The following is a 13,668-nucleotide window of genomic DNA, read 5'->3' as shown; positions in this document are numbered from 1 at the left end:
GTGATGAGCACTGGGTTTTTCGGCGATTTGCAGCCGATTCAATTTGCCGGACCGGAAAGCCGCGATCCGCTGACCTATCGCCACTACAACAAGGACGAGATCGTTCTTGGAAAGCGCATGGAGGACCATCTGCGCTTTGCCGTGTGTTATTGGCATAATTTCTGCTGGCCGGGCTCCGATCCGTTCGGCGGTGAAACGTTCATGCGTTCCTGGATGGCGGCTGGTGGCGATCCCATGGAGCAGGCGAGGTTGAAAGCCGATGTTGCTTTCGAGATGTTCCAGATACTGGGCATGCCGTTCTTCACTTTCCATGACCGCGATATCGCACCCGAAGGCAGGACCCTTGCTGAAAGCAATGCCAATGTGAATGCCATTGCCGATATCTTTGAAAGGAAAATGGCCGATACCGGCGTCGGGCTGCTCTGGGGAACCGCCAACATGTTTTCCAATCGCCGCTTCATGAGTGGTGCGGCCACGAACCCGGATCCGGACGTCTTTGCTTACGCCGCGGCCCAGGTGAAGAACGCCATGGACGTGACCCTGCGCCTCAATGGTGCGAACTACGTGCTCTGGGGCGGACGTGAAGGCTACGAGACCCTGCTCAACACCGATGTCAAGCAGGAGCTCGACCAGTTCGGCCGGTTTCTGAACATGGTGGTGGAGTACAAGCACAAGATCGGATTCAAGGGTGCCATCCTGATCGAGCCGAAACCGCAGGAACCCTCGAGCCACCAGTACGACTATGATGTGGCAACTGTCTACGGTTTCCTGAAAGCCTATGGTCTTGAGAACGAAGTGAAGATGAATATCGAGCAGGGGCACGCGATCCTTGCCGGTCATTCGTTCGAGCATGAGCTGCACATGGCCCGCTCCCTTGGCATTTTCGGATCCGTCGACATGAACCGGAACGATTACCAGTGCGGTTGGGACACCGACCACTTCGGCATGAACGTGCCGGAGCTGGCACTGGCCTACTATGAGATCCTGATGGCAGGCGGGTTCACCTCCGGTGGCACCAACTTCGACGCCAAGCTGCGCCGTCAGTCGCTCGATCCTGTTGACCTGATTCAGGCTCACGTCGGTTCGGCCGATGCGATCGCCCGCGGATTGAAGGCGGCGGCGGCCATGATCGAAGACGGCCGCCTGAAAGACTTTGTCGATGATCGCTATGCCGGTTGGCAAAAGCCGGAAAACGCTGAAATCCTGAAAGGCGGCTCTTCACTCGAGGCTCTTGCTGAGCGTGTGCACTCCGCCGACCTGGAGCCTCAGCCGAAATCGGGCAAGCAGGAATATCTGGAAAGCCTGGTGAACCTGTTTGCTTGAAGTCGATCAAAGAGGGTGATGTAGTAGATCCTCCCGGATTGGAGTCAATTCCATTCCGGAACCTGGCCGCGGCTCGTCCGCGGCCTCTGTTCGTTAGAAGAGAGTATTGTTCTTCTAACGGATCTAAAGACCGTCAAAGAAGCGCCGGCCGTCGGGGTCCGAAAGGTCATGCAGGCGATGGGCGGCATGGCGGGCAAAGCGCAGCGTGACCGATTTGCGCGTGGCCGCGGCCAGTTTGTGCTCAGGGGCTTCGCGCAGGATTTCCGCACCGAACCCGTCAGAGATGATGAGGCCTGCTTCTTCAGGGAATATGTCTGTCGGAACATCCGGATGGGTGGCGAAATAGAGCCGGTCGCAATGCTGGCGGTAGTCCGGCCACTTGGTGTCCGCTCGAAAATCTGCAATCGACGATTTCACCTCGATAATCCAGAGTTCGTGTTTCGGACCGAGGGCAAGGAGGTCCGCCCGCCGCGCCGACGCGAGCGTAACCTCCGGCAGGCAGGCAAAATCCATCTGGCGGAGCAACCGCGCGGCACCGCGCCAGACCTTCAACGCCGTTTCCGATTGACGGCCGTCAACCAAAGGATCGTCCAGTTGTATGCGGCCCGGTTGATGTGAAACCTCTTCACTCATTCGAGTTTTGTTCCACATTTGTTCGGAATAGACAAGTCAACCTCTCGCAGAAGTTGATCAGCCTGTGTAAATTGCCTGTTCCAATGGAAGGATTGCGCATCTATGAATTGGGTAAGTCAATCCGGGAGGGGTTATGCGGTTTGATTTTGTAAAGGTGAGCGCCATGCTTGCCGTGCTGAGCGCCGGAATGGGAGAACCGGCCTTGGCAGGGAAAGGCGATTTGAAAGTTCAGGTGCCGAAATCGGCACCGTTGCTGCAGGGGCGGACGCTCGATCTGCGGTTTGCCAGTTTTGCGCAAGGGATCTGGGTGCGCGACCTGAAAGACTGTCCTGCTCCGCGCATCGACCAGAGTGCTCCGGGATCGACCCTTGCCATCTATCGCGGGCTCTGGGAAATGCCGGGGCGCATCTGCCAGGTCTATGGCGCCGAGTTGGGCAGCCGCGACACGCAGCGCGCGGCCATCAATTGTCTGATGAATGACGGCGGGGAAGCCATTGAGCTGGTGACCGTTCAGCCGAGAGGAAGCGACGGCCTGCTGGTGCAGGAAGGCGAACGGCCTCCGGTTCAGTTCCGCTTTTGTGAAAGGATCACGCCGGTTCTGCAGGCCGAGGGCAGCGATTAAGCGGCTCTTCGGGGTCAGATTTCGGGCCCTGCCCAGACAACGGGCTGCGCTGTCTTCTTGGGCGTGCGGGCTTCCGCCAGATGCGCCGTCAGCGGGTCCAGCGCACACAAGGCCTCGTACTGGCTGAGGAAGACCTGACCCGTCAGGTGTTCGAGAAAATCGGTTCTCTTCAATCTGTCCATCACTGGTCCCTTGACTTCCGAGAGGTGAAAACAGACGCCGGAATCGGAAAGCCGGTGATTGATCTCCTCAAGACTTTCCAGGGCACTGGCGTCGATTTCGTTCACGGCCGGGCACATCAGGACGACATGGTCTATCTCGGGCTTTTCCGCCACAAGCTCATAGACCCTGTCTTCCAGATAACGGGAATTGGCGAAAAACAGGCTCTCGTCGACGCGCAACGTCAACACGCGTTCGCCGGTGACCACGTTGTGCCGGTCGACGTTGCGGAAGTGTTCGGTTCCCGGAACGATACCGACAATCGCCAGATGCGGGCGGCTGTTGCGGTAAAGATAAAGCGCGATGGACAACAGTACGCCAGTGACAACACCAGGTTCGACACCGAATACCAGAGTGGCGACGATGGTCGCCGCCATGGCGGAAAAGTCGCTCTTCGAATAGGCGAAGGTGCGCCGGATCGCGCCGAAATCGACAAGCGACAGAACAGCGACGATGATCGTCGCGGCAAGGGTTGCCTGCGGCAGGTGGGTCAGTAAAGGCGTCAGGAACAGGGTCGCAAGCGCGATGCCGACGGCGGTGAAGGCTCCAGCCGCGGGTGTCGCGGCGCCCGCGTCGAAATTGACGACCGACCGCGCGAATCCACCGGTCACCGGATATCCGCCGGAAACGGCGGAGGCGATATTGGAGGCGCCGAGGCCGATCAGTTCCTGATCCGGATCGATGCGCTGCCGTTTCTTGGCCGCCAGGGTTTGCGCCACCGATACGCTCTCGACGAATCCGATCACGGAGATCAGCAGTGCAGGGCCGGCAAGCGCCATCCAGAGTTCACTGTCAAAGGCAGGCAACTGCGGCACCGGCAGTCCGGACGGGATGTCGCCGACAACGCGAACGCCTCGTTCACCCAGGTGAAAGGTGGCGGAGGCGAGCGTCGTGACGGCAACGGCCGCCACTGGTCCGGCTTTCGTCAGGATATCGGCAAGAAAGGGCTTGAAGCCGAACCCGAGCAGCAGCTTCTTCAGTCCCTTGCGAAGCCATAACAGAAACGCGGTTGCCGCAACTCCGATGATGAATGTGATCCAGTTGATTTCATCCAGATGATCGAGGATCGACAGCAGAATGTCGTAAAGGGTGTGCCCGTTTGCCGGCACACCGAGAATGTGCTTCAGCTGGCTGGAGGCGATCAGCAGTCCGGACGCCGTGATGAAGCCGGAAATCACCGGATGACTCAGCAGATTGGCAAGGAAACCGAGCCGGAAAAGTCCCATGACGACCAGCATGAGACCGGAGAGGAACGCCAGGACGATTGCCGCTCCAAGATATCCCGGTGTGCCCTGCTGCACGAGTTCGCCGACAGCTGAGGCGGTCATGAGCGACACCACGGCGACAGGGCCGACTGCCAGGGCCCGGCTGGTGCCGAAAAGCGCATAGGCGACAAGCGGCAGAATCGATGCATAAAGTCCGACTTCCGGCGGCAGCCCGGCCAGCAACGCATAGGCCAGCGATTGCGGGATCAGCATGATGGTCACGATCACCGCGGCGACCAGATCGTTGGTCGCCGTTTCCTTGTCGTATCGCTTTCCCCAATCAAGGATGGGCAAATAGCGCTGAAGCAGGTTCATCAATTGGGCTTTCATTCCGCCGAGACATCAAACGAGCCGGAGAACCGGCCCGAGCGATGAAACAGTTTATCGATTAAAGGCTTATGAAGCGGTGACTTTTTCCGGTTTGGCCATCCACTCCTTGCCGCGCAGCATGGCGCGCCAGTAGACCGGCGGCAGGATGCGTTCCTTCAAAAGCCATGCAGTCCGCGTTGGTTTGGTCCCGTCCACCAACCAACGCGGAAAGCTCGGCAACAGCGTCCCGCCATAGCCGAATTCCGCAAGCACGATCTTGCCCCGCTCTACGGTGAGCGGGCAGGACCCGTATCCGTCATATTGAGCAGTTGCACTGTGTCCTTCGATATCCGACACAAGGTTCTGGGCAACGACCGGTGCCTGTTTGCGTGCCGCCGCCGCCGTCTTGGCATTGGGAGCATTCATCACGTCACCCAGCGACCAGATGTTGTCAAAAGTCTTGTGGCGCAAAGTCGACTGGTCGACATCGATCCAGCCTGCGCCATCGGCAAGTGGTGATACGCGAATGAAATCGGGTGCGGTCTGCGGCGGGGTAACGTGGATCATGTCGAAGTCGGTTTCGAAGCGTGTCGGCGCCTGATCCGGCAGCTTCACTTCAAAGACAGCTCTTTTGGCCGGTCCGTCGATCGAGACCAGATTGTGAAAGAAATTCAACTGGACGCCGTAGCGTTCGATGTAGTTCATCAGGGCCGGAACGTAGTCCTTGACGCCGAAGAGAACACCTCCTGCATTCATGAACTGAATGTCGATGCTGCCGAGTCTGGCAGTTTTCACCCAGTAATCAGCAGAAAGATACATCGCCTTTTGCGGCGCACCGGCGCATTTGATCGGCATCGGAGGTTGGGTAAAGAGTGCTCGTCCAGCATCCATTTCCTGAACCAGACGCCAGGTATAGGGAGCCAGGTCGTAGCGATAGTTGGAAGTGACACCGTTCTTGCCGAGCGTATCGACCAGGCCTTCCACCCCGTGCCAGTCGAGTTTCAGACCTGGACACACGACCAGCCGGCCATATTTCACGACCCGGCAACCATCGAGAATGACGGCATTGTCCTTCGGTTCAAACGCGGCAACCGCCGACTTGATCCAGTGCACTCCTCTCGGGATCAGCGACCCCATGGTCTTGGCAGTGTCGGATGCGTTGAAAATACCGCCGCCGACCATGGTCCAACCGGGCTGATAGTAGTGAACATCAGCCGGGTCGATGATCGCAACATTCAGATCGGATTTGCGGGCCAGAAGGCTCGATGCCACAGAAATGCCCGCAGCACCTCCGCCCACGATCACGACGTCAAAACGCGCGTCTTCCGCGGTTTCCGTTGGCGTGCGTCCACCATTGGCGATCCGGCGCACGACGCCGGCCATGTCGTAGCCGGCAGATTTCGATTGAGCCAGGATATCCGCCAGCGGCAGCTTGTCTGACTGGGACAGCGACCAGAGAGTTGCCGAGCGGGTTCCGGTCCGGCAATAGGCGAGCACCGGTTTGGGCAACTTGCTCATGAGTGCATCGAAAGCGTCGGCATCCTCGTCGCGCACCTTTCCCGCGACAATGGGAAGATAGTGCACTTCGAGACCGAATTTCTTGGCGGCCGCCTCGATTTCCTCAAATGTCGGCTGATCTGCGCCTTCACCGTCGGGCCGATTGCAGATCACGGACCGGAACCCGAGCTGGGCAATGTCGGTGACATCCTCCGGGGTGATCTGAGGGGCAACGGAAATTTCCGAGTTGATTGCCTTTATCGTCATGGCCGTTTCCTCCCGGCGCTTCTGTTCACAACGGACTTTGAGCGCACTGAACGACCCCGGTCGAAACGCAATAGCGGCCGGGTTTCAGAATTGCGCAATTCAACGCTTTGAAAATGCAGGTAACTCCTGCGGCTGGGCAGAGCCGGAGCGGCTCTGCATGTTTGTCCTGGTGCTAGAGCGTGTTTACAGGCACCTTCAGGAACGTTTTGCCGCTGTCATCGGCCGGCGGCAGTTTACCTGCGCGCATGTTGACCTGCAGCGATGGTATGATCAGCTTCGGCATATCCAATGTGGCGTCGCGTTCGGTGCGGAACTTGACAAACTCGGCTTTCGTCTTGCCACCGCCAACATGAATGTTGTGCTCTTTCTCCGCGCCGACAGTGGTCTCCCACTGAATGTCGCGTCCATTGGGACCATAGTCGTGACACATGAACAGGCGCATGTCGTCAGGCAGGGCAAGAACCTTCTGTATGGAATCGTACAGGGTAGCGGCATCGCCGCCGGGAAAATCCGCTCGTGCGGATCCGCTGTCAGGCATGAACAGCGTGTCCCCGGCAAACGTCGCATCGCCCATGACGTGAACCATGCAGGCGGGCGTATGACCCGGTGTGTACATGACAAATGCCGTCATCTCACCGATCTGGTAGCTGTCGCCATCCTTGAACAGCTGATCAAACTGGCTGCCGTCGCGCTGAAACTCCGTGCCCTCGTTGAAGACCTTGCCGAAAGTCTCCTGAACCACGGTTATCTTGTCGCCGATCCCAAGCTTGCCACCGAGCTTCTGCTGGATATAGGGAGCGCCCGACAGGTGATCGGCATGGACATGCGTTTCAATGAGCCATTCAAGCTTCAGGCCATTGTCCTGGATATAGGCGATGATTTCGTCAGCGTGGTCGTAAGTAATACGACCGGCCGCGTAATCAATATCCATGACACTGTCGACGACGGCGCAGGCGTTGGTCGCCGGATCCTTGACGACGTAACTGATCGTGTTCGTCGCGGGATCGAAAAATGCCTTCACTTCCGGTTTGACAGCCATGTCGACCGGGTAGTTTGAACTGCTCATTATTATCTCCGTGTTAGCGGCCGTTTTCTGATGGGATCAGGCACCGGCCGGTTGTCCGCCATAGTTTAATTTGATCATCCATCTGGCCGAGACAATACCTGCCGCGATGGCTGCCGCTGTCAGCAAGGGGCCGCTCATGCCCAGTCCGAGCACGGGAATGAGACCGCCCGGGCAAAAGCCGCTCAGGCCCCAACCGATCCCGAAAATGGCCGAGCCACCGAGCAGTCTGATGTCCAGATCCTGCCTTGTCGGCAGGCTGAATGCCTGCGCCAGCAAGGGTTTCCGCATGCGAAACACCAGGCGATAGCCGATAGCCGTGACCAGCAACGCACCTCCCATGACGAACGCAAGGCTCGGGTCCCAGGTTCCGGCGAAATCAAAAAAGTTCAGGACCTTTGCCGGATTTCCCATTCCGGAAATCAGTATACCGCTGCCAAACAGAAGGCCAAATGCGAAAGCAAAAACGAGTCTCATCCAATCAGCCTCCGAAGACGTGACGGGTCAGAAATACGGTCACAACGGCAGTGGCCATGAAGGTGAGCGTTGCCGTGATGGAGCGGGTCGACAGTCTGGACATGCCGCACACCCCGTGCCCGCTCGTGCACCCGGAGCCAAGCGTGGTGCCGACGCCGGTCAGGAACCCGCCGATTGCCAGCAACACCGGTGAAGACGGTATCGTGATGGCCGGCAGTTGTCCGGACACACCGAGCATGATCAGGGGACTGGCAATCAATCCCGCCAGAAACGCACCTCGCCATGCCCAGTCCTGCGAGAGCCGGGTTGTCAGAAAGCCGCTTACAATGCCGTTGATACCGGCAATCCGGCCGTGAACCGCCATCAGCGCAACCACCGCAAGGCCGATCATCGCACCGCCGGCAAAACTCAAAAGAGGAGTGAAGTCAGTCATGATGGATCCTTAATTACGTTATATTCGAATATATGAATATAATAACAAAGTCGCAAGTGGATCCTTGAAGACGAGGTGTCGCAGGCTTGAAGAGGGAACAGAAGGTTCCGTCAGGTCGCGGAAATCATGTCGAGGGCGGCAGAGTTTCCTGGGGTGAGGCAAGCAGGATTGCAGCGAGGAAGAGACTTCCTCACTTTGCCGCGGGTGCCGGAAACGGTTTTGACTTATGGCTGTCCGGACCGGTCTTCCGCCTGACCGAGGACGACTTCGGTTCCGTCCGATCGTTTCCGGATCACCGAGCCGGGTATGTGCATGGCAGGATTGTCGGCCAGGGGCGGCGCGTGGATGTCCGTGCGCGGACCGGAGAATTCTCCCAGCGGGCGTACGATATCCTCATGCACCACAGAGCCGACATAAAGCGGCTGCAGACGGCCGCCATCCAGGACTTCATACTGGCTGGGCCACAGGCGCAGAACCCATCGCCCGCTCTTGTCCTTTCCGGGATCTCTCCTGATCAAGACCAGGTCGGGTTGATGACCGTTCTGGCTGCGCGGAAGGATCGGCAGCGAGTCCGGCGGGGTTTCACCCTCGACAAATCCGCCGGCTGTTGTGAGCGACCATTTGGGCGGCAGTTGCCAGTCGCCTTTCTTGGCGAGGTCGGCAAAACGCTGCAGGGAACCGGCATACTGAATGACCAGGGGCTCTTCCCGGTCTCCGTTCAATTCGATCCGACGGGCCGGAACGGAAATCCAGCCATACTCGCGCCAACTGGCCGCGGTCATGACTTCCTTGTTGGTGCGTGGCTTGTAAGTCACCAGCGCCTTGTCGAAGCTCGTGGACAGATGCCAGCCACCGAAGGCCGCCAGCGTGACGACCACGATCCCCGCCAACGTTGCGCGGCCGATCTTTTCATTGTGGATGGGTCCGAATACGAAGGCGAATGCCGAGACCATCGCGGTGCCGAACAGGAGGCCGGCCAGAACGTCCGACATCCAGTGAGCGCCCAGATAGATGCGGGAAAAGCCGATGGTGATCACATAGGTCGCGAAAACCGTGAAGATACCCGCCTTGGCCCATCGCTTGAGGTCGTGGGCGATCAGAACCGCGCAGATGCCGAAAAGGACGGCATTGAGCGTTGCGTGCCCACTGGGAAAACTGTAGGCGTCCGCACCGGCATAAAGCTCGATCGGTCTGGAACGGTGCAGAAGCAGCTTGATGAGCGGAACGAACATTGCCGTTCCTGCCATGGCAATAACGAAGCCGATACCGCGCCGCCAGGCTTTCTTTCCGAACAGATAGGCAGCGACCGCGACGGTAACACCGGTGACGACAACGCCGTCGCCAAGGGTTGTCATGAACACCATGATCTCGTCGCCGACCGGCGTGCGAAGGCTGTCAAACAGGTTCAGGATCGCAAGATCGGCACGGACCATCGGCTCGCCCGGTGCGACTTCCCCCATGATCCAGAAGAATGCCGGCATGCTGATCAGCAGCAGCAGGGCAGAGGCCAGCATGCCGGTGGAACGCGGATGCGCCGGATCGAAGTTTTGTGCGATCCAGCGTGAAACCCGGTCATCCCGTTTCGCAAACCAGCTGACAATCATTGCATGCGCGTTTGGAAAAAGGGGCAGGATGATCAGGATCAGCCAGCGGCCAAGCATGACGATCAGGAAGATGACGACCAGCAACGCTCCCAGCACGAACGCCAGACGTCCGCTGATCTGACCGATGGCACCAAGTGCCGAACCGGCGATGATGCCCGGCCCCATATGGGCAATCGTCCAGGCGAACGCGGAAGTGACGTTGACCACGGAGAAGCGCGTAAAATTCATTCCTGCCATCCCGGCGATGCCGGGAACGACGGATTTGACGCCCGGAACAAACCGGCCGATGAACACGCTCTTGCCGCCATGGTGTTGAAAGAACTTTTCGCCGCTCTCGATCATGTGCGCATATTTGTTGAGCGGCCACATGCTCTTGATCTTGTCCTTGAATGCATAGCCGATCCAGTAGGAGATCGCGTCACCCGCGGTCGCCCCCAGCGTGGTCCATATGAACAGCGGCACCGGGTCCAGCTTGCCAAGGCCAACGAGGGTGCCGGCACCAACCAGAACCACCGTTGTCGGCACAAACAGCCCGATGATGAAAAGGGCTTCACCCATCGCTGCGAGAAAGCAGATCAAACCGGCAAGTGACGGATTGTTGGCTATGAAGCTGAGTATGGGATCAATAAAATCAGATACGGACATCTGCCGGTTCGACGAAAGTCATGTGGTCAAGATCGAGTTCCGCTCAGGAAAGGTCCTGCCGGAGTCGGATATCGTTTCATATAGGCCACGATTGTTTCCTCCAACAGGAAAAAACGGAATCTTCTGCAATTCCGAACCTTTGATCTGGAACATGGCCTTTTGGTTTCAGCTGATTCAATATGCAATCAGCGTGTTTTTCCACGGAGGTCCCGATGTTTGAATCTGCCCGCCTGCCGCAAAAGATGGACAAGAAGGCCTTCAAGAAACTGGAGCCGAAACTGAGAGAAGACCTGCTTGCGGCACAGTTGCCCGTGGTGGAGAACAAGCAGTTTTCGACATTGATTCTGGTTGATGGGCTGGACGGCGCGGGCAAGGGCGAAGCTGTCGCGCGGCTTTACGGTTGGATGGATGCACGTCATCTGGGGTGCAATGCCTATGGCGAGCCGATGGACGAGGCGCGTTTGCGACCGCCGCTGTGGCGCTATTGGCGGGACCTGCCGGCGAAGGGCGAAACGGCCATTGTGTTCGGCAGCTGGTACCAGTCGATCCTGCGCGACTGGATCTACAAGAAGATCGATGAGGACGCGTTTGAAAAAGCGTTGTCGCGAATCCGCCGCTTCGAGGAAATGCTCTCCAATGAAGACGTTCTGATCCTCAAGTTCTGGTTCTTTCTGCCGAAGGATGTTCAGGAAGAGCGGTTGAAGAAAATTGAAAAGAAGCATGCCGCGCGTCATGTGCTGGTGGACTGGGCGGCCCTGAAGCATCACAAGAAAGCCACCCAGGCAGGTGAAAAAATCATTCTCGAGACCAGCAAGGGGTACGCACCCTGGTTCGTGATCCCTTCCCAGGATCCTGAATACCGGGACGCGGCGGTTGCCCAGACGGTTGCCCGTTCCATGAAATTGAAACTGGAAGACGGCGAACCGCATTCTGTCGCCGCACCGCCCGTGGTTGGCGGTTTGAAACGGGAAACGGCGGTGGACACGATCGATCTCACCGCGAAGCTCCAGAAGGCCGAATACGAAGATTTGCGGGACAAGTATCAGAAGGTCCTGTCTGAGCTTTCCGATCGCAAGACGATGTCCAAGACAGGCGTCGTCCTCGTGTTTCAGGGCAACGACGCGGCCGGAAAAGGTGGTGCGATCCGACGGGTGATCCGGCCCCTCGATCCACGGATATACAAGGTGCACCCGATCTCGGCGCCAACCGATGAAGAAAAGGCGCGTCCCTACCTTTGGCGGTTCTGGCGACGGGTCCCCCGCAAGGGGCATTTCGCAATCTTTGACCGGTCCTGGTACGAACGCGTGCTTGTCGAGCGTGTCGAGGGATTTGCCGGGCATGAAGATTGGCTCAGGGCCTATAACGAGATCAACGAGTTCGAGCAGGAACTGACCGACTTCGGCTACATTGTCTGCAAATTCTGGCTGGCAATCTCCGAAGAGGAGCAGCTGCGGCGCTTCAAGCTTCGTGAAGACATCGCTTACAAGCAGCACAAGATTACCGATGAAGACTGGCGAAACCGTTTGAAATGGGACCAGTATGCCGTTGCTGCGGGCGACATGGTTGACCGCACCTCGACGCACTATGCACCATGGACTCTGGTGTCTTCTGAAGACAAGCGGCATGCACGGGTTCAGGTGCTCAAGACAATTTGTGAGCGCCTGGAAGAAAAGCTTTGATCGAGCCAAGAGATATTCTTCTATGTCTGGCACCTAGTGGGAAATTCGTAGGGAGGGCGAAAACTTGCTGCACGGCAGTCCACTTGAAGAAGCCGCAGACCTTCGGTCACTGATTTCGCCTCACGTTCGTGAAAAGCCGGACGCCTATGCGTTGACCGGATCGGATGCGCGTTTGACCTGGCAGGAGTTGGATACGCTCTCGAACCGCCTTGCCGGGCACTACGTCAGCATGGAATTATCGCCAGGTTGCGTAGTGGCATCTTTGATGCCGAACAGGTCTGCGCTCATTGTGCACTACCTGGCTTGCGTGAAGGCGGGCCTCGTCGCCATGCCGTTGAATTACAGGTACACAGCTTCGGAAATCGATCACGCATTGGCAAAAGTGAAGCCCGCAATGATGATCGTGCATTCTGAACGAGTGCCGGAAATCGAAGGAAGTGAAGAAGCCGGAAAGCTGCCGCAGGGACTGTTCTCTTTCGAAGGAGATCAAGCTGGAGCCGATAACAGCCTGGAGTGGCTGTTGAGCGAAGAAGCGAAAGATTTTTCACCTCCCAAGGTGACCCCCGATGCTCCTGCGTTCATTCTCTTCACTTCCGGCAGTACGGGAAAGCCGAAGGGCGTCACTCATAGCCTGACGACATTCGGCTACATCACCTCCAGCTTTGCCGAAGCCCTGGCAATCACACCGGACGATGTCTTGCTGGCTGCCTCCTCGGCTTCGCATATGGGATCTATCAAGCTTTCATTGTCCAGCTTGTGGGCAGGTGCGGAGGTTTGTCTGGCACCCACCTTTGACGCAGAAGGCTTATTGCCGCTTCTGAGAGCAAACCGGCCAACGGTTTCGCTGATACTTCCGGCGGCGCTCTTCGGGTTGATCCGGGATACTCATTCAACTCCAGGCGATTTCAAATCGCTTCGGCTGGTCATGTCGGGCGGTGACAAGCTGTCAGCGGAATTGGAGAAGGAATTCACCGAAATTGCGGGCATCCCGATCAACGAGGCATACGGAATGACCGAGATCGGCACTTCACATCTCAATCCCCCCTACGGTGTCAACAAACTCGGCTCGGTCGGATTGAACAATCCCGGTTATACGTCTGCGCTACGGGATATCGATGGCGAGGAGGTTCCTATAGGTGTTGAAGGGCAACACTGGGTCAAAAGCCCCTGCATGATGACCGGTTACTGGAACGACCGTGACGCAACGGACCGGATTCTCAAGATGGGCTGGCTCGATTCCGGTGACATCATGCGCGCCGATGAAGACGGTTACCTATGGTTTTGCGGCCGCAGGAAGCAGATCATCATTCACGACGGCTCCAATATAAATCCGCAGGATGTCGAAGGCGCCTTGATGGATCACCCTTCAATTGCCTATGCCGGTGTCGTCGGTGTAGACGACTTGGTGCACGGTCAGAACGTTTGGGCTTTCGTGACACTGAAGAATGACATGGCTCGACCGAATACACGGGATCTCCTGAATTTTGCGCGCGCGAGAGTGGGGTACAAAGCTCCCGAAGCGATCGTCTTCCTGGAAAGTCTGCCACTTACAGCCGTCGGCAAACTGAACCGGCCAAGGCTCAGTCAAATGGCTGCCGCCATGATGGCGGGAAATCACGCCTGATCGAAACA

Annotated in this window: 11 protein-coding genes; 4 read left to right on the top strand and 7 right to left on the bottom strand. The window is 57.8% G+C overall.

All coding sequences use genetic code 11. The annotated features are described in order from the left end of the window. The first annotated feature begins 3 nt into the window (after positions 1-3). Positions 4-1,323 carry a xylose isomerase gene (xylA, locus tag ABLQ08_RS22305; RefSeq protein WP_352946575.1) on the top strand — a complete coding sequence of 440 codons (1,320 nt, stop codon included), beginning with the start codon at positions 4-6 and terminating at the stop codon, positions 1,321-1,323. A gap of 123 nt (positions 1,324-1,446) precedes the next feature. On the opposite strand, the gene ABLQ08_RS22300 is transcribed toward xylA, so the two are convergent. Beyond that, positions 1,447-1,956 (bottom strand): MmcB family DNA repair protein, encoded by a 510-nt coding sequence (locus ABLQ08_RS22300; RefSeq protein WP_352946572.1) that lies wholly within the window; start codon positions 1,954-1,956, stop codon positions 1,447-1,449. Positions 1,957-2,089: 133 nt separating this feature from the next. Here ABLQ08_RS22300 and ABLQ08_RS22295 point away from each other — a divergent pair, with 133 nt between their 5' ends. Then, positions 2,090-2,578 (top strand): hypothetical protein, encoded by a 489-nt coding sequence (locus tag ABLQ08_RS22295; protein ID WP_352946569.1) that lies wholly within the window; start codon positions 2,090-2,092, stop codon positions 2,576-2,578. 14 nt (positions 2,579-2,592) lie between these two features. Here ABLQ08_RS22295 and ABLQ08_RS22290 read toward each other — a convergent pair whose 3' ends face one another. The 6 genes from ABLQ08_RS22290 to ABLQ08_RS22265 form a co-directional block, all read right to left on the bottom strand. Continuing rightward, positions 2,593-4,377: a SulP family inorganic anion transporter gene (locus tag ABLQ08_RS22290; RefSeq protein ID WP_352946566.1), complete on the bottom strand. Its 1,785-nt coding sequence runs from the start codon at positions 4,375-4,377 to the stop codon at positions 2,593-2,595. Positions 4,378-4,458: 81 nt separating this feature from the next. Then, positions 4,459-6,135 carry a TIGR01244 family sulfur transferase gene (locus ABLQ08_RS22285; RefSeq protein ID WP_352946563.1) on the bottom strand — a complete coding sequence of 559 codons (1,677 nt, stop codon included), beginning with the start codon at positions 6,133-6,135 and terminating at the stop codon, positions 4,459-4,461. 172 nt (positions 6,136-6,307) lie between these two features. Next, a complete protein-coding gene (locus ABLQ08_RS22280) occupies positions 6,308-7,201 on the bottom strand; it encodes an MBL fold metallo-hydrolase (RefSeq protein ID WP_352946560.1) in 894 nt (297 codons plus the stop codon). A gap of 36 nt (positions 7,202-7,237) precedes the next feature. Then, entirely contained in the window at positions 7,238-7,675 is a 438-nt protein-coding gene (locus tag ABLQ08_RS22275; RefSeq protein WP_352946557.1) for a DUF6691 family protein, read from the bottom strand. A 4-nt stretch (positions 7,676-7,679) separates the two neighbouring features. Beyond that, positions 7,680-8,108, bottom strand: a complete 429-nt coding sequence (locus ABLQ08_RS22270) for a YeeE/YedE family protein (protein WP_352946554.1) — start codon at positions 8,106-8,108, stop codon at positions 7,680-7,682. A gap of 224 nt (positions 8,109-8,332) precedes the next feature. After that, complete coding sequence (locus ABLQ08_RS22265) at positions 8,333-10,357, bottom strand: bifunctional DedA family/phosphatase PAP2 family protein (RefSeq protein ID WP_352946551.1); 2,025 nt, start codon at positions 10,355-10,357, stop codon at positions 8,333-8,335. 212 nt (positions 10,358-10,569) lie between these two features. On the opposite strand from ABLQ08_RS22265, the gene pap reads away from it, so the two are divergent. Together pap and ABLQ08_RS22255 are read left to right on the top strand one after the other, a co-directional pair. Continuing rightward, on the top strand, positions 10,570-12,036 hold the full coding sequence (pap, locus tag ABLQ08_RS22260; RefSeq protein WP_352946548.1) for a polyphosphate:AMP phosphotransferase: 1,467 nt from the start codon (positions 10,570-10,572) through the stop codon (positions 12,034-12,036). 64 nt (positions 12,037-12,100) lie between these two features. Further along, on the top strand, positions 12,101-13,660 hold the full coding sequence (locus ABLQ08_RS22255; RefSeq protein WP_352946546.1) for a class I adenylate-forming enzyme family protein: 1,560 nt from the start codon (positions 12,101-12,103) through the stop codon (positions 13,658-13,660). Positions 13,661-13,668 lie beyond the last annotated feature (8 nt).

Source organism: Roseibium sp. SCP14 (assembly GCF_040329475.1).
Lineage (GTDB): Bacteria > Pseudomonadota > Alphaproteobacteria > Rhizobiales > Stappiaceae > Roseibium.
Note: the sequence above shows the minus strand (reverse complement) of the source record. Positions and strands in the feature narration are given on the sequence as shown.

What these genes read in the sequence shown, in the direction of transcription:
- xylA (WP_352946575.1), top strand. Translation starts at nt 4, where the DNA reads ATGAGCACTGGGTTTTTCGGCGATTTGCAGCCGATTCAATTTGCCGGA.
- ABLQ08_RS22300 (WP_352946572.1), bottom strand. Translation starts at nt 1,956, where the DNA reads ATGAGTGAAGAGGTTTCACATCAACCGGGCCGCATACAACTGGACGAT.
- ABLQ08_RS22295 (WP_352946569.1), top strand. Translation starts at nt 2,090, where the DNA reads ATGCGGTTTGATTTTGTAAAGGTGAGCGCCATGCTTGCCGTGCTGAGC.
- ABLQ08_RS22290 (WP_352946566.1), bottom strand. Translation starts at nt 4,377, where the DNA reads ATGAACCTGCTTCAGCGCTATTTGCCCATCCTTGATTGGGGAAAGCGA.
- ABLQ08_RS22285 (WP_352946563.1), bottom strand. Translation starts at nt 6,135, where the DNA reads ATGACGATAAAGGCAATCAACTCGGAAATTTCCGTTGCCCCTCAGATC.
- ABLQ08_RS22280 (WP_352946560.1), bottom strand. Translation starts at nt 7,201, where the DNA reads ATGAGCAGTTCAAACTACCCGGTCGACATGGCTGTCAAACCGGAAGTG.
- ABLQ08_RS22275 (WP_352946557.1), bottom strand. Translation starts at nt 7,675, where the DNA reads ATGAGACTCGTTTTTGCTTTCGCATTTGGCCTTCTGTTTGGCAGCGGT.
- ABLQ08_RS22270 (WP_352946554.1), bottom strand. Translation starts at nt 8,108, where the DNA reads ATGACTGACTTCACTCCTCTTTTGAGTTTTGCCGGCGGTGCGATGATC.
- ABLQ08_RS22265 (WP_352946551.1), bottom strand. Translation starts at nt 10,357, where the DNA reads ATGTCCGTATCTGATTTTATTGATCCCATACTCAGCTTCATAGCCAAC.
- pap (WP_352946548.1), top strand. Translation starts at nt 10,570, where the DNA reads ATGTTTGAATCTGCCCGCCTGCCGCAAAAGATGGACAAGAAGGCCTTC.